At 69.7% G+C, this 19,406-nt stretch carries 21 protein-coding genes; 13 read left to right on the top strand and 8 right to left on the bottom strand.

The genetic code is table 11. The annotated features are described in order from the left end of the window. Positions 1–51: 51 nt before the first annotated feature. The 4 genes from VM780_RS01240 to VM780_RS01225 are packed head-to-tail and all read left to right on the top strand — an operon-like array spanning position 52 to position 3,365. Complete coding sequence (locus VM780_RS01240; RefSeq protein WP_325444288.1) at positions 52–1,053, top strand: zinc-binding alcohol dehydrogenase; 1,002 nt, start codon at positions 52–54, stop codon at positions 1,051–1,053. Between the two features lie 8 nt (positions 1,054–1,061). Then, positions 1,062–1,466 (top strand): 6-carboxytetrahydropterin synthase, encoded by a 405-nt coding sequence (locus tag VM780_RS01235; protein WP_325444286.1) that lies wholly within the window; start codon positions 1,062–1,064, stop codon positions 1,464–1,466. Next, positions 1,459–2,523 carry a glycosyltransferase family 1 protein gene (locus VM780_RS01230; protein WP_325444284.1) on the top strand — a complete coding sequence of 355 codons (1,065 nt, stop codon included), beginning with the start codon at positions 1,459–1,461 and terminating at the stop codon, positions 2,521–2,523. Before VM780_RS01235 ends, VM780_RS01230 begins: the two co-directional genes overlap by 8 nt. Next, positions 2,520–3,365 (top strand): class I SAM-dependent methyltransferase, encoded by an 846-nt coding sequence (locus tag VM780_RS01225; protein ID WP_325444282.1) that lies wholly within the window; start codon positions 2,520–2,522, stop codon positions 3,363–3,365. Before VM780_RS01230 ends, VM780_RS01225 begins: the two co-directional genes overlap by 4 nt. A gap of 3 nt (positions 3,366–3,368) precedes the next feature. Here the strand turns inward: VM780_RS01225 and VM780_RS01220 are convergent, their stop codons facing one another. Then, positions 3,369–3,905 (bottom strand): cytochrome b, encoded by a 537-nt coding sequence (locus tag VM780_RS01220; protein WP_325444280.1) that lies wholly within the window; start codon positions 3,903–3,905, stop codon positions 3,369–3,371. Continuing rightward, the gene (locus VM780_RS01215) at positions 3,862–4,716 is read right to left on the bottom strand and encodes a RibD family protein (protein WP_325444278.1); all 855 of its coding nucleotides are present in this window, start codon (positions 4,714–4,716) and stop codon (positions 3,862–3,864) included. Before VM780_RS01215 ends, VM780_RS01220 begins: the two co-directional genes overlap by 44 nt. A gap of 185 nt (positions 4,717–4,901) precedes the next feature. Here VM780_RS01215 and VM780_RS01210 point away from each other — a divergent pair, with 185 nt between their 5' ends. Genes VM780_RS01210 through VM780_RS01200 form a run of 3 tightly spaced genes read left to right on the top strand, consistent with a single transcriptional unit; the run spans position 4,902 to position 7,355 of the window. After that, on the top strand, positions 4,902–5,546 hold the full coding sequence (locus VM780_RS01210) for a carbonic anhydrase (RefSeq protein WP_325444276.1): 645 nt from the start codon (positions 4,902–4,904) through the stop codon (positions 5,544–5,546). A gap of 21 nt (positions 5,547–5,567) precedes the next feature. Next, positions 5,568–6,107 carry a formaldehyde-activating enzyme gene (gene fae, locus VM780_RS01205; protein ID WP_325444274.1) on the top strand — a complete coding sequence of 180 codons (540 nt, stop codon included), beginning with the start codon at positions 5,568–5,570 and terminating at the stop codon, positions 6,105–6,107. A 54-nt stretch (positions 6,108–6,161) separates the two neighbouring features. After that, complete coding sequence (locus VM780_RS01200) at positions 6,162–7,355, top strand: GGDEF domain-containing protein (protein ID WP_325444272.1); 1,194 nt, start codon at positions 6,162–6,164, stop codon at positions 7,353–7,355. Here VM780_RS01200 and VM780_RS01195 read toward each other — a convergent pair. Then, a complete protein-coding gene (locus VM780_RS01195; protein ID WP_325444270.1) occupies positions 7,352–7,963 on the bottom strand; it encodes a LemA family protein in 612 nt (203 codons plus the stop codon). The genes VM780_RS01200 and VM780_RS01195 overlap by 4 nt on opposite strands. 364 nt (positions 7,964–8,327) lie before the next feature. On the opposite strand from VM780_RS01195, the gene leuC reads away from it, so the two are divergent. Together leuC and VM780_RS01185 are read left to right on the top strand one after the other, a co-directional pair. Further along, positions 8,328–9,743 (top strand): 3-isopropylmalate dehydratase large subunit, encoded by a 1,416-nt coding sequence (gene leuC / locus VM780_RS01190; RefSeq protein ID WP_325444268.1) that lies wholly within the window; start codon positions 8,328–8,330, stop codon positions 9,741–9,743. Positions 9,744–9,800: 57 nt separating this feature from the next. Continuing rightward, complete coding sequence (locus VM780_RS01185) at positions 9,801–10,259, top strand: GNAT family N-acetyltransferase (RefSeq protein WP_325444266.1); 459 nt, start codon at positions 9,801–9,803, stop codon at positions 10,257–10,259. A 3-nt stretch (positions 10,260–10,262) separates the two neighbouring features. Here VM780_RS01185 and VM780_RS01180 read toward each other — a convergent pair whose 3' ends face one another. The 3 genes from VM780_RS01180 to VM780_RS01170 all read right to left on the bottom strand — a co-directional run bounded on the left by VM780_RS01180 (position 10,263) and on the right by VM780_RS01170 (position 11,455). Then, positions 10,263–10,541 (bottom strand): hypothetical protein, encoded by a 279-nt coding sequence (locus VM780_RS01180; protein WP_325444264.1) that lies wholly within the window; start codon positions 10,539–10,541, stop codon positions 10,263–10,265. A gap of 92 nt (positions 10,542–10,633) precedes the next feature. Next, the gene (locus VM780_RS01175; RefSeq protein ID WP_325444262.1) at positions 10,634–10,915 is read right to left on the bottom strand and encodes a hypothetical protein; all 282 of its coding nucleotides are present in this window, start codon (positions 10,913–10,915) and stop codon (positions 10,634–10,636) included. Positions 10,916–11,161: 246 nt separating this feature from the next. After that, entirely contained in the window at positions 11,162–11,455 is a 294-nt protein-coding gene (locus VM780_RS01170) for a hypothetical protein (RefSeq protein WP_325444260.1), read from the bottom strand. 257 nt (positions 11,456–11,712) lie between these two features. Between VM780_RS01170 and VM780_RS01165 the strand changes: the two genes are divergently transcribed. From VM780_RS01165 to VM780_RS01155, 3 genes are all read left to right on the top strand, one after another. After that, complete coding sequence (locus VM780_RS01165; RefSeq protein ID WP_325444258.1) at positions 11,713–12,126, top strand: metallopeptidase family protein; 414 nt, start codon at positions 11,713–11,715, stop codon at positions 12,124–12,126. A gap of 53 nt (positions 12,127–12,179) precedes the next feature. Next, entirely contained in the window at positions 12,180–12,521 is a 342-nt protein-coding gene (locus VM780_RS01160; protein WP_325444256.1) for a YkvA family protein, read from the top strand. Between the two features lie 95 nt (positions 12,522–12,616). Beyond that, positions 12,617–14,608 carry a protein meaA gene (locus tag VM780_RS01155; protein ID WP_325444254.1) on the top strand — a complete coding sequence of 664 codons (1,992 nt, stop codon included), beginning with the start codon at positions 12,617–12,619 and terminating at the stop codon, positions 14,606–14,608. 33 nt (positions 14,609–14,641) lie between these two features. On the opposite strand, the gene VM780_RS01150 is transcribed toward VM780_RS01155, so the two are convergent. Further along, positions 14,642–15,745 (bottom strand): response regulator, encoded by a 1,104-nt coding sequence (locus tag VM780_RS01150; protein ID WP_325444252.1) that lies wholly within the window; start codon positions 15,743–15,745, stop codon positions 14,642–14,644. Between the two features lie 210 nt (positions 15,746–15,955). Between VM780_RS01150 and VM780_RS01145 the strand changes: the two genes are divergently transcribed. Beyond that, positions 15,956–16,891: an AEC family transporter gene (locus tag VM780_RS01145; protein WP_325444250.1), complete on the top strand. Its 936-nt coding sequence runs from the start codon at positions 15,956–15,958 to the stop codon at positions 16,889–16,891. Position 16,892: 1 nt separating this feature from the next. On the opposite strand, the gene hrpB is transcribed toward VM780_RS01145, so the two are convergent. Further along, positions 16,893–19,373: an ATP-dependent helicase HrpB gene (hrpB, locus tag VM780_RS01140; RefSeq protein ID WP_325444248.1), complete on the bottom strand. Its 2,481-nt coding sequence runs from the start codon at positions 19,371–19,373 to the stop codon at positions 16,893–16,895. Positions 19,374–19,406 lie beyond the last annotated feature (33 nt).

Below are 19,406 nucleotides of genomic sequence, written 5' to 3'. Positions count from 1 at the left end.
ATATCACTTCGGCGGTCGCCAGCCGGCACGACCTGCCATGAATTTAGGCGCATGACACTCACCGACAACGCCCCGGAGGCGCTAACCGCCAGAGCGCTTTGGTATGACGGCCATGGCGGCGTCGCGCTCCGGGAAGAACCGCTAGCGCGAGAGGACCCCCTGGAGCCTCTCGTCCGAACGCTGTTTTCCGGCGTGAGCCGCGGGACAGAGCGCCTCGTCTGCGGCGGCCGCGTGCCGGAAAGCGAGTGGCGCCGGATGCGCGCGCCGCGGCAGGAGGGCGAATTCCCGGGCCCGGTGAAATATGGCTATGCGGCCGTCGGCCGCGTCGAGGCCGGACCTTCGGACTTGCAGGGGCGGCTGGTGTTCTGCCTCAGCCCGCACCAGGACGCCTTCTCCGCGCCCGCCTCGGCGCTTCACCCTTTGCCGCCCGGGATGCCGCCGCGGCGCGCTGTGCTGGCCGCCAACATGGAGACCGCGCTCAACGCGCTGTGGGACTCCGGCGCCGGCGCCTGCGACAGGGCCGTGGTGGTCGGCGGCGGCGTCGTGGGGCTGCTGGCGGCGGGGTTGCTCAGTCGGCTGCCGGGCGTCGAGGTGACCGTCGTGGACCTCGACGAGCGGAGAAGGGCGCTGGCCGAGGCCCTTGGCGCGGACTTCGCGGCGCCGGGAGAGGCGCCCCGGGACGCCGACGTCGTGTTCCATGCGAGCGCGACCGCGGCCGGCCTCGCCACCGCCCTCGCCTCCGCGGGCGAGGAAGCGACCGTGGTTGAGATGAGTTGGCACGGCGCGGATGACGTGGCGGTGCCCCTCGGCCGCGCGTTTCACGCAAGGCGGCTCAAACTGGTGTCGTCGCAAGTCGGCCAGGTCGCGCCCTCGCGGCGGCCGCGCTGGAGCGCAAGGCGGCGCCTCGCGGCCGCGCTCGCGCTGCTGGCGGCCGAGGACCGCTATGATCTCCTGCTCGACACGGAGATCGCCTTCGAAGACGCTCCAGACGCTCTTCCGGGCGCTCTCGCGCCCGGCGCGGACGGCCTTGGCGTCGTTCTCCGGTATCGCTGAGGTCCCCCATGTACGCCGTTGAAGTTCGTGATCACATCATGATCGCCCACAGCCTCAAGGGCGACGTCTTCGGACCCGCTCAGGCGCTCCATGGCGCGACCTTCGTGGTGGACGTGGCGTTTTTTCGGGAGGAGCTCGACCCGGACAACGTCGTGGTCGACATCGGACGCGCGACCGAGGCCCTGAAAGCCGCGCTCGCGCCGCTGAACTACCAAAACCTGGACACGGTCGAGGAACTGCGCGGCCATGTGACGAGCACGGAGTTCCTGTGCCGGCACATCTTCGACCGCATGGCGGACGCCGCCCGCACGGGCGATCTCGGAGCTCACGCGGCCGGGCTGACGCGGATCCGGGTTACGCTCGGAGAGTCGCATGTCGCCCGCGCCTGGTTTGAAGGGCCGGTTGGTGGCTGAGTTTATTCTCGCGGCTCCCGGAGACCTTGAGACCCCGACAGGCGGCTATCTCTACGACGCGCGCATCCTGCGCGAACTTTCGGCCCGGGGGCGCCCGGTGAGAGCTCTGGCGCTGCCGGACGGCTTCCCGACCCCCAGCGCGGGCGCGATCCAACGGAGCTTGGAGCTCCTCGCCGCCGTGCCCCGCGACGCGACGCTGGTGGTCGACGGGCTCGCCTTCGGGACGCTGCCGGCGGACAAGCTCCGCGTCTTGAGGCGGTCGCTCGCGGCGCTGGTGCATCACCCTCTGGCGCTGGAGAGTGGCCTCTCGCGGGAAGACGTGGAGCGGCTCGAGATCAGCGAGCGGCAGGCTCTTCGGGAGGCCTCGGCCATTATCGTCACGAGCTCCGCGACGCGACGGACGCTGATCGAGCGCTACCGAGCGGCCCCGGAGCGGGTGCACGTCGCCGAGCCTGGCGTGGATCCCGCCCCGCGCGCAATCGGCAACGCCGACGGCCCGGCCGTGATCCTCAGCGTCGGGGCGCTCGTGCCGCGGAAGAACCACGAGAACCTCGCGCGCGCGCTCGCGCTGCTGGGCGATCTCGACTGGCGCTGGCGCATCGTCGGGAGCGACGATCGTGATCCGGCCTGCGCGCGCCGCCTTGCAGGAATCGTCCGCGAGCTCGGCCTTGTGGAGCGGGTCTCGTTTCTCGGAGCCGTTCCGCCTGGCGAGCTTGAGGACGCCTACGCGGACGCCGATCTGTTCGCCCTCCCCTCCCGCCACGAGGGCTACGGGATGGCCTATGCCGAGGCTCTCGCACGCGGCCTGCCGGTGATCGCAGGCGACGGCGGAGCGGCCCCTGAGCTTGTCGGCCCCGAAGCGGGCGCGCTTGTCGAACCTGACGATGTTCCGGGCATCGCTTCGGCCCTGCGGCGCCTGATCGAGGATCCGAGCGCGCGCAAAGTGGCCTCGGACGTGGCCTGGACGCTCGGCCAGGGCCTGCCGCGCTGGGCGCATGCCGCAGATGTCTTCGAGCGCCTGATGACGGCGACATCCGGCGAAAATCGGGCCGCGTGAGCGGCTTCGATCCCAGCTGGCTCGATCTGAGGGAGCCGGTCGACCACAGATCGCTGGCCGCCGGTCCTCTGGAACGGCTTACGGCGACGTTCGGCGGCGCGCCGGTCTCGGTCGCCGATCTCGGCGCAGGCTCCGGATCGGCCTTACGCGCGCTGGCGCCGCGGCTCGGCCGTTCCCAGCGCTGGACCCTGATCGACTCGGACCCCGCCCTGCTCGCCCATGCCCGCCTGCGGCTGAGAGCCTGGGCCGACGCCGTCGAAGGCGACGGCGAGACATTGAGGCTCAACAAGGCCGGCGCGACGATCCACGTGGCCTTCCTTGCAGAGGAGCTCGCGCGGGACCACTTCCCGCAGGCGGCCGCAGCCGCCGACCTCGTCGTCGCGTCGGCGTTCTTCGATCTCGCCGGGGAGGCCTGGCTCGCCGCCTTCATTGAGCGGCTGGCGGCGGCGCAAAACACGCTCTACGCGCCGCTGATCTATGACGGGCTCAAGCGGTTTGCGCCCGCGCATGATCTCGACCAGGCGGTGCTGGTCGCCTTCAACGATCACCAACGCAGCGAGAAGGGGCTGGGGCCGGCTCTTGGGCCGGACGCAGCCCGGCGCCTTGCAGAGCTCGCGGGCGCTCAAGGCTATAGGGCGACCGCGGCCGCCAGCCCGTGGCGGCTCGGCGCGGCTGATCGCAGCCTCACTGAGGCGCTGGTGCGCGGCATGGCTTCGGCGGCCGCCCAATTGCCCGCCGCGCCGGACGCGCTTCCGAAATGGCAGGCCTTCCGGCTCGGCGCAGCCGCCGGCGGCGGCGCCGTCGGGCACGTCGACCTGTTGCTGACGCCGCCAGGAAGCTGAAGCTCACGTCATCCGCGCCAGCACCGCGTCGCGGCGCACGAAGCGGTGAAACAGCACGGCGCCGACATGCAGGACGATCAGCCCCGCCACCGTGATCCCAAGCGCCGCGTGCCACCCAAGGATCGTCTTGGCGAGTTCCTTGTCCTCGCCGACAAGGTTCGGGAGCGTGAACAAGCCGTACACGCTCACCGGCGCCCCGAAGGCGTTGGAGCCGGCCCAGCCAAGCCACGGCATCGTCAGCAGGATGGCGTAGAACGCATAGTGGTTGGCGGAGGCGATCGCCTGCTGCCACCGGGGCATGTCGGGTTCCGGAGGCGGCGGCGGGCACGTCAGCCGCCAGCCGAGGCGGACGATCATCAGCAGCAGGACGACGAAGCCCGTCGATTTGTGCATCAGGTATGCGAAGTCCTGGATGGGCCCCTGCGGCAGCAGGTCGAGCGACAGGCCGACCGGGATCAGCCCCAGCACCAGAGCCGCGATCACCCAGTGCAGGACCTTAGCCGTCCGCGAATAGCCGCCCCGGGCTGGCGTCGCGCTCATCCTGTCCTCCCCCGCTCCGACTTGCTGCTGTGGCGCGCATGTCGCAATCGAACAGCACGTCCCCATCCGCGAGCGGATGGATGATCGTGACCGGCCGCGCCGCGCGGTCAAGATCGCAGATCGGAGGGAGACTGAGACCCGCCTGCCCCGAGCCGACGATCAGCGGGGCCACCACGACATGCAGGCGGTCGAGAGCGCCTGCCGACATGAAGGCCGAGACGGTCGCGGCCCCTCCCTCGATGAGAACCCGGCGCAACCCGCGCCGGGCGAGCGCTGCTATCACGTCGGCCGGGGCGATCAATCCGCCGCGCGATCTGAGATGCACCGTCTCGACGCCCGGCTCGCTGCAATTCGGCGCCCCCTCCGCGCGGATGACGATGCGGCGGACCCCGTCGTCGGAGAGAGCCCGAGCCCGTAGGGGGATCCGGCCGCGCGGATCGATGACGACGCGGGCGGGCGACGGCCCCGCGACGCGACGGACGGTCAGCCGGCAATCGTCGGCGCAAACCGTTCCGACGCCCACCAGAACGGCGTCGGCAAGCGCCCGGAGACGATGCAGATGATCGAGCCCGCAAGGCCCGTTGATCAGGGCGGAGCCGCCGCCGAGCGTCGCGATCCGGCCATCGAGCGACTGACCGAGTTGTGCGAACACAAGGGAGTCCGGCCGGGCGACCGGCAGCAGCATCCCGCAAAGCGGGTGATTTTGGAGCGCCGCGGGGATGACCGCGCCGTGCCGGACCGCCCTGACCGCATCCCAGGCTGCGGCGTCATCGAGCGCAATCGGAACCGCCCCGCCCGTCGGACTGATCATGCGTCTTCTCGCTCGATCGGGCGGCGCGTCGCGAGCCTCCGGGAACACAGATAGCGGCGGCGGCGCCCGTCGCCAGTGCGCCGACTTAGCCAAGTGGCGGATTGAGAAACCCGCGACCCTCTGCGCCGTTGACGATGTCGCCGCCGGCATGATCCGTGCGGCGTCGAATGGGCTGCGGAGGATACATGAGCGACGCGGACAAGCAGGCTGGATCTCTGGACGCGCTTTTCGAGGGCTATCGACGCTTCCGAGAGGAAGCCTGGCCGGATCTCCAGCGCCGGTTTGAGCGTCTGGCGGCCGGCCAGTCGCCCAAGGTCATGGTGATCGGCTGCTCGGACAGCCGGGTCGACCCGCAGCAGATTCTCGGCGCGGCGCCGGGCGAGCTTTTCGTGCTGCGCAACGTCGCCGCGCTGGTGCCGCCTTATGCACCCGACCAGGCCCATCACGGAGCAAGCGCCGCCATCGAGTTCGCCGTGCGCGTTCTGGGCGTGCGCAGGATCGTCGTGCTGGCGCATGCGGGCTGCGGCGGCGTGAAGGCGCTGTTCGACGGCGCCCCGCCCGAGGCGTCGGACTTCGTAGTGAACTGGATGGAGATCGCCAGCCGCGCTAAGGAGACGGTTGATCCCACGCTCGAGGGCGGCCAGCGCGAGCGCGCCGGCGAAGAGGCTTGCGTCGGCGTGACCATCGAGAACCTGATGGGCTTCCCCTGGATCCGCGAGCGGGTCGAGCGGGGCGAACTCGCCATCACGGGCATGCATTTCGGCGTTGCGACGGGCTGTCTCCGTTGCCGCGACGAACGCGGCTTCTGGGCCGACGTGCCGGCGAACTGACGCACTCTTGGAGAAACGCTTATGACCGACGTCATCTTCCGCACGGGCGAGGCGACCGTATTGGCCGCAGAGGGCCAGGCGACCGACGCGATGCCCGAAATCGTGATCGGCGCCGTCAACGGGCCGGTCGGGACCGCCTTCGCCTCGATGCTCGGCCAGTCGGTCGGACATACGCGCATGTTCGTCGTGCGCGACCTCAACCAGGCGGTGAAGCCGGCGGCGATCATGACCAGCAAGGTCACGATACCGTCTGCCGAATATGTCGATCTGCTCGGCGGCGTCGTTCAGGCCGCGATCGGCGACGCGATCCTCGACAGCGTGATCGACGGCGTGATCCCGAAGGACATCGTCGACGACATCTGCATCATCCTGACTGTCTGGCTCGATCTGCGCTGCGCCGAGGACCCGAACCTCGACAAGAAGGACCTCTACCGCACCAATTACGAAGCGACGAAGCTCGCCATCAAACGCGCCATGGCGGGCGAGCCGACCATCGACGAGTTGATCGCCAACCGGAAGACGGTGAAACACTACGCCCTGGACGGCGTCATCGACTATTGAGCCGGCTGACTTGGTAAGCTGGAATTAACGGTCCCGGGCGCCTCTGTTCGTGCCATGCGAACCGAGGCGCCCTCGTACAGCCTGCCCCGCTGGCGCCTGACGCGCTGGCTGACGGACGCCGGTCCGGATGTCCCTGAGGACATAAGGCGGGCGCTGGTCGCGAGCCTGTTCGGAACGCTGCCGATCTTCGCCGGCGGCGTCCTCAACAGTCTGCTGGTTTCCGGCCTGCTGGCGCTTCGCCTTCAGACCGCGCCGTTCATCCTCTGGTTCGTGTCCGAGCTGCTGATCTGCGGCGCGCGTCTGGTCGTGCTGTTGAGGGCGTTCGCGCGCGCCAAGGAGGGCCGCGACACGCCCACCGACATCTATCTCGGCCTCGGCCTCCTATGGTCGGCGAGCGTCGGCTACGGCGCCTTCATGTCGCTGCTCAGCGGGGACTGGGTGGTCTCCACGATCGCCTGCATGTCCGCCGGCGCCATGATCGGCGGCATCGGCTTCCGCAATTTTGGCGCGCCGCGGCTGGCGGCGCTGATGATCGCCCTCAGCCTCGGCCCGACCGTCCTGGCTGCGCCGTTCTCCGGCGAGCCGATCCTGCTGCTGACGCTGATCCAGATTCCCTTCTACCTCGTGAGCATGCGGCTTGCCGCGTACAAGCTGAACGCTCTCATGGTCGCTACCATGCTGGCCGAGCGGGAAAACGACCGCTTGGCGCGCCATGATCCGCTGACTGGCCTCTCGAACCGGGCCGGCCTGAATCGCGAGATGGAGGCGCGCGGCGAGCGTCGGGCGGCGCTGCTCTACATCGACCTCGACGGCTTCAAGAGCGTCAATGACGGTCATGGCCACGCGGCCGGGGACGAATTGCTGAAAGCGGCGGCCGATCGCCTGCGCCAGCTGCTCAGGGCCGGCGACGTCGCAGCGCGGATCGGCGGCGACGAGTTCGTCATCATCGCGCTAGGCGTGGACCGACGGCAGGCCCCGGCGTTCGGAGAGCGGCTCATCCGGGAGCTCGGCGCACCCTATGAAATCCAGAGGGGCCTCGTGGTTCGCGTCGGCGTCAGCGTTGGCGTGGCGCTCGCGCCCGACCATGGCGACGACGTATCCGAGTTGCTCGACACCGCCGACGACGCGCTCTACCGGGCCAAAACCGCGGGCAAATCGCAATGCGTCGTCGCCACCGCGGCGGTGCGCTGGGGAGCTCGGCGGCACTCTGCAGCCGAGCCCCGGCAGAACGACGCCACCCTCGGTTAGAACGTGACCTTCGGCGCGGCCTGGTTCTCCTGCGCGGTCTCGAAGGTCGCCATCGGCTTGGCCTCGGGATAGAGCCAGGCGGCGATCCAGCGGCCCGGGATCGTCCGGAGCTCGGTGTTGTAAGCTTGGACTGCCTGGATGTAATCGCGGCGAGCCACCGCGATGCGGTTCTCGGTCCCCTCGAGCTGCGACTGCAGCGCCAGGAAGTTCTGGTTCGACTTGAGGTCCGGATAGTTCTCCGACACCGCCAGCAGCCGCCCCAGCGCGCCCGAGAGCTGCGCCTGGGCTTCCTGGAAGCGCTTCACGGCCTCCGGGTCTGACAGTTTGCTGGCGTCGATGTTGACCTGCGTCGCCTTGGCGCGGGCCTCGACCACCTCGGTAAGCACCTTCTCCTCCTGGCGCGCAAAACCCTTCACGGTCTCGACCAGGTTCGGGATCAGATCGGCGCGGCGCTGATACTGGTTCTGGACGTCGCTCCAGCGCGCCTTGGCCTGTTCCTCGAGAGTCGGCACGTTGTTGACGCCGCACCCGGCGAGCGACAGCGCAAGGCCTGTGAGCGTCAGCGCCGCCAACATGCGGATGGCGGGCGCGGTGAGCGAGAGCCTCATGGCGTCGTCCTTTACTGGGCCCGGAGACGGGCGGGAGCGGCGTTCGCGAAGGTCCGCCATCGCGCCTGATTGTCAAGCCGCCCGGGCGGGGGCCGGACCTGCGTCGAAACGCTCCAGAACTCGCCTGAGATGTTTGCAACTCATAGGGCTCTTCACCTATATGACCGCCATGAGCAGCCGCGGATCAGGACTTTCAGCGCTGACGTCGGAGGCCTTTGCGGGTCGCTCCGACCATGTGCGCCTGCCGTCCCGCTTCCATGCGCGGCTGTCGGCGATTGCGAGCCGACTCGGGAGCTGACGTCCTGCGCCGCCGGCGCAGCCCGCATCCTGTTCCCGACGCTCCCAAACGACCTAGAGGCGCCCAATGCCCGCCGCCGACGCTCCCAAGACCCTGTACGACAAGATCTTCGACGACCACGTCGTCGACCGCCAGCCGGACGGCTCCGTCCTGCTCTACATCGACCGCCACCTCGTCCATGAGGTGACGAGCCCGCAGGCGTTCGAGGGCCTGCGCGCGACCGGACGCAAGGTCCGCGCGCCGCATAAGACGCTCGCGGTCGTCGACCACAACGTGCCGACGTCGAACCGGTCGCTGCCGAACCCTGACCCGGAGAGCGCCGCTCAGATCGCCGCGCTGGCGGAGAACACCCGCGAATTCGGCGTCCAGTACTACGACGCCTTCGACAAGCGGCAGGGCATCGTGCATGTCGTCGGACCCGAGCAGGGCTTTACGCTGCCGGGCACGACGATCGTCTGCGGCGACAGCCACACCTCGACCCATGGCGCGTTTGGGGCCCTCGCCCATGGCATCGGGACGTCGGAGGTCGAGCATGTGCTCGCCACCCAGACGCTGATCCAGACGAAGGCGAAGAACATGCGCATCGTCGTCGACGGCAAGCTGCCGGAAGGCGTCGGGGCGAAGGACGTGATTCTCGCGATCATCGGCGAGATCGGCACGGCCGGCGGCACCGGTCACGTGATGGAATACGCCGGCGACGTCATCGAGAGCCTCTCGATGGAAGGCCGCATGACCGTCTGCAACATGTCGATCGAGGGCGGCGCCCGCGCCGGCATGATCGCGCCGGACGAGAAGGCCTACGCGTTCCTCAAGGACCGCCCGATGGCTCCGAAGGGCGCCGACTGGGACGCCGCGCGCCGCTACTGGGACACGCTGCGGACCGACGACGGCGCGCATTTCGATCGCGTCGTCCGGCTCGACGGCGCCAACCTGCCGCCGATCGTGTCCTGGGGCACCAGCCCGCAGGACGTCGTCGCCATCACCGGCGTGGTGCCCGATCCGGACGCGGCGGCCGACGAGGGCAAGCGCGCCGCGATCAAGCGGGCGCTCGCCTATATGGGTCTGACCGCGGGCGAGAAGATCACCGACATCACGCTCGACCGCGTGTTCATCGGCTCGTGCACCAACGGCCGCATCGAGGATCTCCGGCAGGCCGCGAAGGTGGTCGAAGGCAAGACCGTCAACGGCAATGTCAGCGCCATGGTGGTTCCGGGCTCCGGGCTCGTGAAGGAGCAGGCGGAGGCCGAAGGCCTGGACAAGATCTTCAAGGCCGCCGGCTTCGACTGGCGCGAGCCGGGCTGCTCCATGTGCCTCGCCATGAACCCCGACAAGCTGGCGCCGGAAGAGCGCTGCGCTTCGACCTCGAACCGCAATTTCGAGGGCCGCCAAGGCTTCCGGGGCCGCACGCATTTGGTCTCTCCCGCCATGGCGGCGGCGGCCGCGATCGCCGGCCGCTTCGTCGACATCCGCGAGTGGCGCTGAATGCCTGAAAGCGAGAAGCCCCGTCCCCGGGGCTTCTCGCCGATCGCGGCGGCAAGCATGACCCTGCGCATCATCCCGAGGCTGACGGTTGCCGACGCGCCTCGCCTGGCGGTTCTGCTGGCTGAGTATTCGGCGGCGCTGCTTGGCCGCGACGCCGGCGCGCCTGACGAAGTCTATGCGGCGAAGCTGATCTGCGAGCCCATGGTCGCGGTCGCAGGCGCCGAGCTCGACGGCAAGCTGGTTGGCTTTGCCGTCTATTATGACCTTCCCGAGGCTATCTCCGGGAAACGCGCCGGCCAGTTGGATGATCTGTTCGTCGCCTCCGCCTGCCGCGGGCGCGGCGTGGCGCAGGCGTTGATCGCATGCCTGGTCGAAGAGGGCGCGGCGCTCGGCTGGATCCATCTCCGCTGGATGGTCCCTGAAGCCAATCCGGCGGCCGCGCTCTACGATCGCATCGCCGAGCGGGCGCCTTGGCGCAACTACGTGATCAGGATCGACAAATCGGTCGCCTGGTGAGCTTCACCAGCGCTGACAGACCTCGACCGGGCGGTCGCCGCGCCTGCCGCGCTCCCACGCCAGCCGGCACACGAGTTGCGGCCTTACTTCGTAGCGGAGCCACGGGGTCGTCCGCACGTCGAGCCGGAAGTCGACCGGCCTGATGCGCGTGTAGTCTTCCGAGACCACCGTGCGGACGCGGCGCTCATGATAGCCGCGTCCGTATGGCAGATCCGCCGCAAAGGCGGACGAGGCCGACCCAATCGCGAGCGCCGCCGCCAGTCCCGCTTGCCACCGCTTCATCGTCGTTCCTCCGAACCGGGCGGTCTCGCCGACCCGGTTCGGAATTAGCGCGCCGCGCAAGCGGGAGAAGTGGCGCTGCGACGCCCGAAGCCTTACCAGCGCTCGCGGCAGGTCTCTATGCGCCGGCTGTGCGGGCCGAACGGCCCCCACTCGCGAACATAGGTGATGCGGCACACGCGGGGCGCAGGGCGCGGCGCATAGTAAACCCGCGCCGGAGCTCCGTAATAGACCGGCGGGCGGTGATAGAACGGGGGCGGCCGGTGGTAGCGCCCCGGCGCGTTGAACTCGACATAAACGCCGGCCTGCGCCGGCGCGGCCGCGATGCAAAGCGTCGACATCACGGCGGCGGAGAATGCAAGTGCGAGAGCCTTCATGGCAAATCCCCTAAGGCCGACCACTGACGCCCTCGACCAGGGCGCCTGCGGCTTGGCGGAGCGCCCCCTGGCGAACCGCGCCCGACTTCAGCGTCGATCGGCTTGATGGCGAAATCTCGGCCGCGGCAGGGAATTTGAAGTCCAGACCGCCTTAATAGTTTAGAGATTGAAAACGGAGACAGGCGAACAAAGAAAAGGCCCGGCGCGAGCGCCGGGCCTTCAACTATTTACTGCCGGACTACGTTCTTAGCGAACGTAAATCCCGATGCCCGGACGCGGCGCCGGGCGGTGGTAATAACGCGGGGCCGGGCGGTAACGACGCTCGACCACACGAGCCCGATCGCACTGGCGGGTCGTCACCGTCCGCTTCACGCCGTGGTTCCAGACGGTCTTGCGAACCGTGCGGCAGCCGACGTCGCTGGTGGCGGCAGGAGCCACGATCGTGGCGTGCGTGGCGATCGGCGCGGCGCTCGCCGGCGCGGCGGCGAATGCGCCGAGACCAAGCGCGACGGCGGCGGCTGAGAGAAGAGCAGTCTTCATGATCGTCTCCTTATCCCTCGGGTCGGAGCCGAAGAACGCCGACCTCAGGCTTGAACTATCGCTTGGCAGGGATGAACTCGCTGTGATGGCGGCGTTCACGTGGCGTTCATTGGCGAAGCGGTTGTCCCGCTTGCAAAAAAAGCGGTCAAACCTCGGGTCGGGCGCGCAGCGCATGACTTGCCGCGACAACGTCGCGAGATAGGATTCAGTTCCATCCTGCCTCACGCGATCGTGTCACCTTTTTGAGGACTGCAGATTTGGAATGGACCGATCGCCTCGCTCCGGACCTTGCGGATCTCGAGCGGCTCGCCGAAGAGAGTTTCGCGCGCCTTCCTGAGGCGTTCCGCGCCCTCGCCGCGCAGCCCGTGATCAGGGTCGACGACTTCCCCACCGATGAGGTTCTGGCCGAGCTTGGCGCCGAGAGCGAGTTCGACCTGCTCGGCCTGTTCACCGGCGTCGGCATGGCGCATGCGGACGCTGTCCCGCGCACCGGCCAGATGCCCAACGTCATTCACCTCTACCGGCGGCCGATCCTCGACTACTGGGCGGAGCATGAGGAGAAGCTCGGCGCGATCGTGACGCATGTTCTGGTTCACGAGATCGGCCACCATTTCGGTCTCTCGGACGATGACATCGAGGCCATCGAGGCCGCCGCAGCAGCAGAGGCTTGATCGTCCGCCGCGACGGGGCCACCTTCGGCCAGCCGCCGAGGAGAGACCCCGACATGGCTAAGGATAGCGCCTCGTCCGACGAGGCCCGCGTCAAGCGTGACTTCTGGCCGACCGTGAAGCGTGTGGCGCGGAGCATCCCGTTCGCGGAGGACGCCGTGGCGGCCTATTATTGCGCCTTCGACCGTGAGACCCCGACGCATGTCCGGGCGACGCTGATCGGCGCCCTGGCCTACTTCGTGCTGCCGCTCGACGCAGTCCCGGACTTCGTGCCGCTGATGGGGTTTGCTGACGACGCGAGCGTGATCGCCGCAGCGCTGGCGTTGGTGCGGACGCATCTCAACGACCGGCATCGCGAGGCCGCGCGCCGCACGCTCTCGGAGGAGGAGTTCGGCTGAGCCCGGCCGCCGCTCCGTCCGACGATCGGCTCATTGCGGCGCCGCACACGTCCGCTAAAGACTGTCCGGGGCGCGGCCGAAGCTGACGCCTCCCTGTGCGAGGCGGAGCGCGACGGATGCCCGATAAACCCTGGCTGTTCCGGACCTATGCGGGCCACTCCTCGCCCGTGGAGTCGAACAAGCTCTACAAGTCTAACCTCGCCAAGGGCCAGACGGGCCTCTCGGTCGCCTTCGATCTCCCGACGCAGACCGGCTACGATCCAGACCACGTCCTGTCGCGCGGCGAGGTCGGCAAGGTCGGCGTGCCGGTCTCCCATCTCGGCGACATGCGCACCCTGTTCGACGGCATTCCGCTCGAGCAGATGAACACCTCGATGACCATCAACGCGACCGCGGCCTGGCTGTTGTCGCTCTATGTCGCGCAGGCCGAGGAGCAGGGCGCGAACCGCGCTTCGCTGCAGGGCACCACGCAGAACGACATCATCAAGGAATATCTGTCCCGCGGGACCTATGTGTTCCCGCCCGCGCCCTCGCTGCGGCTGATCCGCGACGTCATCCTCTTCACCACGAAGGAGATGCCGAAGTGGAACCCGATGAACGTCTGCTCCTACCACCTGCAGGAAGCGGGGGCGACGCCGGTCCAGGAGCTCGCCTACGCGCTCGCCACCGCCATCGCCGTGCTGGACGAGGTCAAGGCGACGAATCCGAGCGAAGAGGCCTTCGCGCAGACGGTTCAGCGCATCTCGTTCTTCGTGAACGCGGGGATGAAGTTCATCACCGAGATCGCGAAGATGCGCGCCTTCGTGGACCTCTGGGACGAGATCACTCGCGACCGGTACGGCGTCACGGACGCAAAGTCGCGCCGGTTCCGCTATGGCGTGCAGGTGAACTCGCTTGGGCTCACCGAGCAGCAGCCCGAGAACAACGTCTACCGCATCCTGATCCAGACGCTCGCCGTCACGCTCTCGAAGGACGCGCGCGCCCGCGCCGTCCAGCTTCCGGCCTGGAACGAAGCGCTGGGGCTGCCCCGGCCGTGGGACCAACAGTGGTCGCTGCGCGCCCAGCAGATCCTCGCCTATGAGACCGACATCCTCGACTATGAGGACATCTTCACCGGCTCGAAGGTGATGGACGCCAAGGTCGAGCAGCTGAAGGAGGAGGCGCGCGCCGAGCTCGCCCGCATCGACGACATGGGCGGCGCGATCTCCGCGGTGCAAGCCGGCTACATGAAGGGCAGGCTCGTCGAGTCGAACGCCCGGCGCCTGGCGGCGATCGAATCCGGCGAGCGGATCGTGGTGGGCGTGAACAAGTTCCAGTCGACGGAGCCGTCGCCGCTCTCGACCGGCTCAGGCTCGATCCAGGTCGTGCCCGAGCATGTCGGCGAGGAGGCGATCGAACGTCTCAGGGCCTGGAAGGCCCAACGCGACGAGGCTGCCGTCGAAAAGGCGCTCGCCGATCTGGCCTCGGCGGCCCGCGAGGATCGCAACATCGTCGAGCCCTCGATCGTAGCCGCGAAGGCCGGCGTCACCACCGGAGAGTGGGGCGCGACCCTGCGCGAGATCTTCGGCGAATACCGCGCCCCCACTGGCGTCGGCCGCGCCGCGCGTGAGGCGAGCGACGGCGGCGAGATCGCCAAGGTCCGCGCTGCCGTCGAGGCCGCCTCGGTCACGCTCGGCAGACGGCTCAAACTGCTGGTCGGCAAACCGGGTCTCGATGGCCATTCCAACGGCGCCGAGCAGATCGCCGTGCGGGCGCGAGATTGCGGGTTCGAGGTCGTCTACGAGGGCATCCGGCTGACCCCGGCCGAGATCGTCAACGCGGCGCTCGAAGAGGGCGTCCACGTCGTGGGGCTCTCGATCCTCTCCGGCTCGCATCTTCCGCTGGTGCGCGACGTGATGGAGCGCATGCGCCGGAACGGGCTCGACGACGTGCCGGTGATCGTCGGCGGCATCATCCCGCCGGAGGACGAGCGTGAGCTGAAGGCGATGGGTGTCGCGGCGGTCTACACGCCCAAGAATTTCGACCTGACCGCGATCATGGCGGACATCGTCAAGATCGCCGAAGGCGCTGGCGAGAAGGCGGCCTGACGACCGCACGTCGTTAGGACCAGGCCGTCTCTCCTAACTCGCCTGACGGCGCTCGGGCTCGATCGCGATCGCCCGCCACAGCTCGGCGACTGAGATCGGCTTCGTAACGACCGCATCGGCGCCGGCCGCCAGAAACGCCCTGATCTCGCTGTCGAAGGCGCGCGCCGTGACGCCGACGATGCGCACATTCGCCGCCGGCCCCTTTAGCGCCCGGATCGCCTTCGCGGCCGCAAGGCCGTCGAGCCGAGGCATGGCGGCGTCCATCAGCACGATGTCATACGCCTGGCAGGAGGCCGCCTCGACGGCCGCGGCGCCATCCTCGACGATGTCGTACCGATGGCCGAAATGATCGAGCAGCGTGCCGATGACCCGCTGGTTCACCGCGTTGTCCTCGGCGACCAGGATGCGGAGGGCGGCGCCCGCACGCGGCGTCGCATCGGCGGCCGCGAGCCGCACCACCGCAGCCACTTCCGCGCCTCCCGCTGGCCGGTCAGCGGCCTCGGCGTGGCCGCCCATGCGGTTGGCGAGCTCGGCGACCAGCGAGAGGCCCAGCCCGGCCGCGCCAGCCGCGGCAGCGCCCTGCACGTAGGGCCTGAACAGTTTCTCCGGAGCGCTCCCGAGGCCCGGCCCGGTGTCCCGCACGACCAGCTTCAGCGTCACCGAACGAGCGTCGCCCTCGACGCGCTCGATCGCGAGCTCGACCGATCCGCGATCGGTCACGCGCAGCGCGTTGTCGGCAAGGTTTTCCACGATCTGCCGGAGCGCGCCCTCCTCCGCCATGACGCGGTCCGGCACGCCCGGCCCCCGGGTCGCCCGAAACACCAGCCCTTTCGCCGTCGCGCGCGCCGCGAGCGGCGCCGCGACCCGGCCGAGGAAAAGATCGATGTCGAGCGGCTCGGCTTTGGATGCTCCCGGCGCGCCGAGCAGCGTGGTCGCGACGCCCAGCAGATGCTCCGCCGCTGTCTTGAGCGCGGCGGCGTGCCCGCGCGCAGCCTCGGTGAGATCCTCCGCCAGCAGCAGGTCCGCCAGCGCCAGGATGCCGCCGAGCGGGGTCCTGATCTCATGGGCAGCCACGGCGATGCGATGCGACGCGTCGACGGCCGGAGCAGCGTCGGCAAGGCTCGCGGTCGCGCTCATGCGGCGGCTCCTGAGGCGGGTGTCGGGGAGGAAGGTTCGATCGGGAGAGTGACTTCCGGGGCTTTAACGATGGGCTAAGCCGATCGCGTAAAACAGCGTTGTTCACGCGTGATCCTCAGCCTCGCCGCCATCGGCCCGCGTTGACCTCCGCGTCCGCAATCCCTTAGGGCTCGGCCTCCGCCCGTGCGGCCTCCGGCTCGTTCTTCCCGCATGTCAGAACTCATCGCCATCGTGCTGCCGACCTTCGGGCTCATCGGCCTCGGCTATCTGGCCGGCAGGCTGGGCCTGCTCGGCGAGCGCGCGGGCGACGGCCTGTCCGACTACGTGTTCCTGATCGCCGTCCCCTCGCTCATCTTCCGCACGCTCGCCGAGGGCCATTCGCCGGCCGCAAATCCGTGGGGCTACTGGATCGCCTATTTCGGCGGCGTGACGGTGGTCTGGAGCATCGCCATGCTGGTCTCGATCCGCCGGTTCGGACGCGACCGGCGCGAGGCGGCGGTCCACGGCTTCGCCGCCGCGCAGTCCAACACCGTTCTGGTCGGCGTGCCGCTGATCCTGAACGTCTATGGGGAGGCCGGGGCGACGCCGCTGTTTCTGCTGCTCGCCATCCACCTGCCGATCATGATGACGGCCGCGGCGCTGCTCATCGAGACCGCCGGCCCGCGCGGCCCCTCGGGCGCCATGGCGGCGCGGCTCGCCCGTACGATCGTGACGCATCCGATCATCCTGGCGCTCATCGCCGGCCTCGTCGCCCAGCGCCAGGGCTATGTTCCGGACGGCCCCGTCGGAGCGGTCGTCGGCCAGCTCGCCGCGACCGCGAGCCCCTGCGCGCTGATCGCCATGGGGCTGGCGCTGAAGCGCTTCGGCTTCCTGAACGACCTCAAGGCCGTCTCGATGATCTCAGCGCTCAAGCTCGTGCTGCACCCCTTGCTGGTCTGGATGCTCGCCTTCCACGTGCTGGACGTTCCGCCGGTCTGGGCCGGCGTCGCGGTTCTGTTCGCGGCGATGCCGTGCGGCATCAACGCCTATCTGATCGCCGCGCGCTACCAGGTGGGCGAGACCACCGCCTCGGCGGCGATCGCGGTCTCGACCGCACTCTCGGTGCTGTCGGTCTCCGGCTGGCTGCTGGCGCTCGGCGCGGCCTAGCTCACCCGCCGCGCGGCTTGGCCCGACTGGTTGGCGCGGCGGCGGCTGGATCCTCGGGCCAGACATGCTTCGGGTAGCGCCCGCGCATTTCGGCGCGGACTTCCTTCCACGACCCGGCCCAGAAGCCCGGAAGGTCGCGGGTGACCTGGATCGGCCGGCGCGCCGGGGAAAGCAGGCGCAGCGTCAGCGGAATGCGCCCCCGCGCGATCGATGGATGCCGCTGAAGCCCGAACAGCTCCTGCACGCGGACGTCGAGCGCGGGCCCCTCCTCGGCGTCGTAGTCAATCGGCAGGCGTGAGCCCGACGGGGCGTCGAAATGGCTCGGCGCCTCGTCGTCAAGACGGCGGCGCAGCTCATAGGGAAGGAGCGCCGATATGGCGTTCGAGACCGCCTCCCCGGAGATTTCCCGCAGCGCTGCCGCGTCCCCGAGGAATGGCGCGAGCCAATCGACGACGGAGGCCGCGAGCGTCGCCTTCGACATGTCCGGCCAGCCGCCGTCGGGCTCCGCCCGCCGCAGGAACTCCACGCGGGCGACAAGCGCTTGCGCGCCAGCGCTCCAGGGCAGCCGCTGGAGGCCGAGCGCCGCGACGCCCTCTGCCAGCGCCGCCGCAGTGGCGGGGCCGGAGGCCGGCGCGAACGGCCGCTCCGACAGCGTGAGCGCGCCGAGCCTGCGCCGCGCTCGGCCGCGCACCGCCGCCGCCTGCGGGTCGAAGCCGATCTCCTCGCGCTCCTCGATCCGGTCGCCGGCCGCCTCGATGAGGTCCCGCTCGTTCAGCGGAGCGGCCAGCAGGATGCGTCCCTCCTGCGCCACCCCGGTCACGTCGAGCGCGACCAGGTAAGGTTCGCGCGCCAGCGGCGACGCCGGATCAATCGCGGCGCCGCGGCCATTCGCGAGCAGGAAGGCGCCGGGCCGACCGCCGCGGGCCTTCGCGATCCGGTCCGGAAAGGCTCGGGCGATCACCAGCCCTGCACGCCCAAGGTCGGTCGGCCCTTCCGTACGGCCGCCTACGGACGAGAGCCAGCCGGCGGCGAGCCGACGCGCGTCCTCGGCTCGCCGCCCGCGCTCGCGGCCGAAGCGTTCGAGCCGTTCGACCACATCCGGGCTGTCGCCGCCGAGGCCGCGCTCCACCGCGACAAGGGCGATCAGCGAGGCAAGCTCCCCATCGCCTGCGGACGCGGCGTCGACCAGCATCGCGGCGAGGCGCGGCGGCAGGGCGATCTCCCTGAGCCGCCGGCCGCGCTCGGTGATCCGCCCGTCCTTGTCGATCGCGCCGAGCGCCCGCAGCGTCGCTCTGCCTTCGGCGACGGCGGCGGCTGGCGGCGCGTCCAGAAAGGCGAGCTTGTCGGGGTCGGAAACGCCCCAGGCGGCGAGGTCGAGCAGGAAACCCGTTAGATCGCTCGCCAGTATCTCCGGGCGAGCGAACGGGTCGAGGCTTGCGGTCGCGGCCTCCTCCCACAGCCGATAGCACACGCCGGGCTCGGTCCGGCCGGCGCGACCGCGCCGCTGATCGGCGGCGGCGCGTGAGACCCGGACGGTCTCGAGCCGCGTCAGTCCAAGCCCCGGCTCGTGGCGGGGCTCGCGGGAGAGCCCGGAGTCGATCACCACCCGGACGCCTTCGATGGTCAGCGAGGTTTCGGCGATCGAGGTCGCGAGCACCACCTTGCGGCGTCCGTCAGGCGCCGGCGCGATCGCGTGGTCCTGAGCGCGCGGCTCCAGACCTCCATGCAGCTCGGCGATCTCCACGGACGGCCCGAGATCGGAAAGCCGCTCGGCGGTGCGGCGGATCTCGGCTCTGCCGGGCAGGAAGGCCAGGATCCCGCCGCGCTCCTCGGCAAGCGCGCGGCGGACGGCCGCCGCCATGGCGTCCTCGATCCGGACGCGCGCATCTCGAGGAAGGTGACGGGTCTCGACCGGATGCGAGCGACCCAGGCTTTCGATCGTTTCCGCCTGCCCCAGAAGACGCGCGACGCGCGCGCCGTCGAGCGTCGCCGACATCACCAGCAGCCTCAGATCCGGGCGCAGGCCCTCCTTGGCGTCGCGCGCCAGCGCGAGCCCGAGATCGGCGTCGAGCGAGCGTTCGTGGAACTCGTCGAACAGCACGGCGGCGACGCCGGACAGCTCCGGGTCTGTGATGATCCGGCGCGCGAACACGCCTTCGGTGACAACCTCGATCCGGGTCTTCGGCCCCACCTTCGAGCCAAGCCGCACGCGCAGCCCGACGGTCTCCCCGACGCGTTCGCCGAGCGTGCGCGCCATGCGCTCTGCCGCCGCGCGGGCCGCGATCCGGCGCGGCTCAAGCAGCAGGATCCGGCCGTCGCGGCGCCAAGGCGCGTCGAGCAGCGCGAGCGGGACCCGCGTGGTCTTGCCGGCGCCCGGCGGCGCGACCAGCACGGCGTCGCCGCGCTTAAGGGCGGCCGTCAAACGGGGCAAAGCCTCGTCGACCGGCAGAAAATCGCCTCCGAGCGCTCCGGAATCAGCCATTGCGGCTTCTAGCTGTTGCTCGCGCCCACGTCG

This window comes from Hansschlegelia sp. (assembly GCF_035538955.1).
Classification (GTDB): domain Bacteria; phylum Pseudomonadota; class Alphaproteobacteria; order Rhizobiales; family Methylopilaceae; genus Methylopila.
This window is presented reverse-complemented; position numbering and strand designations above follow the sequence as displayed.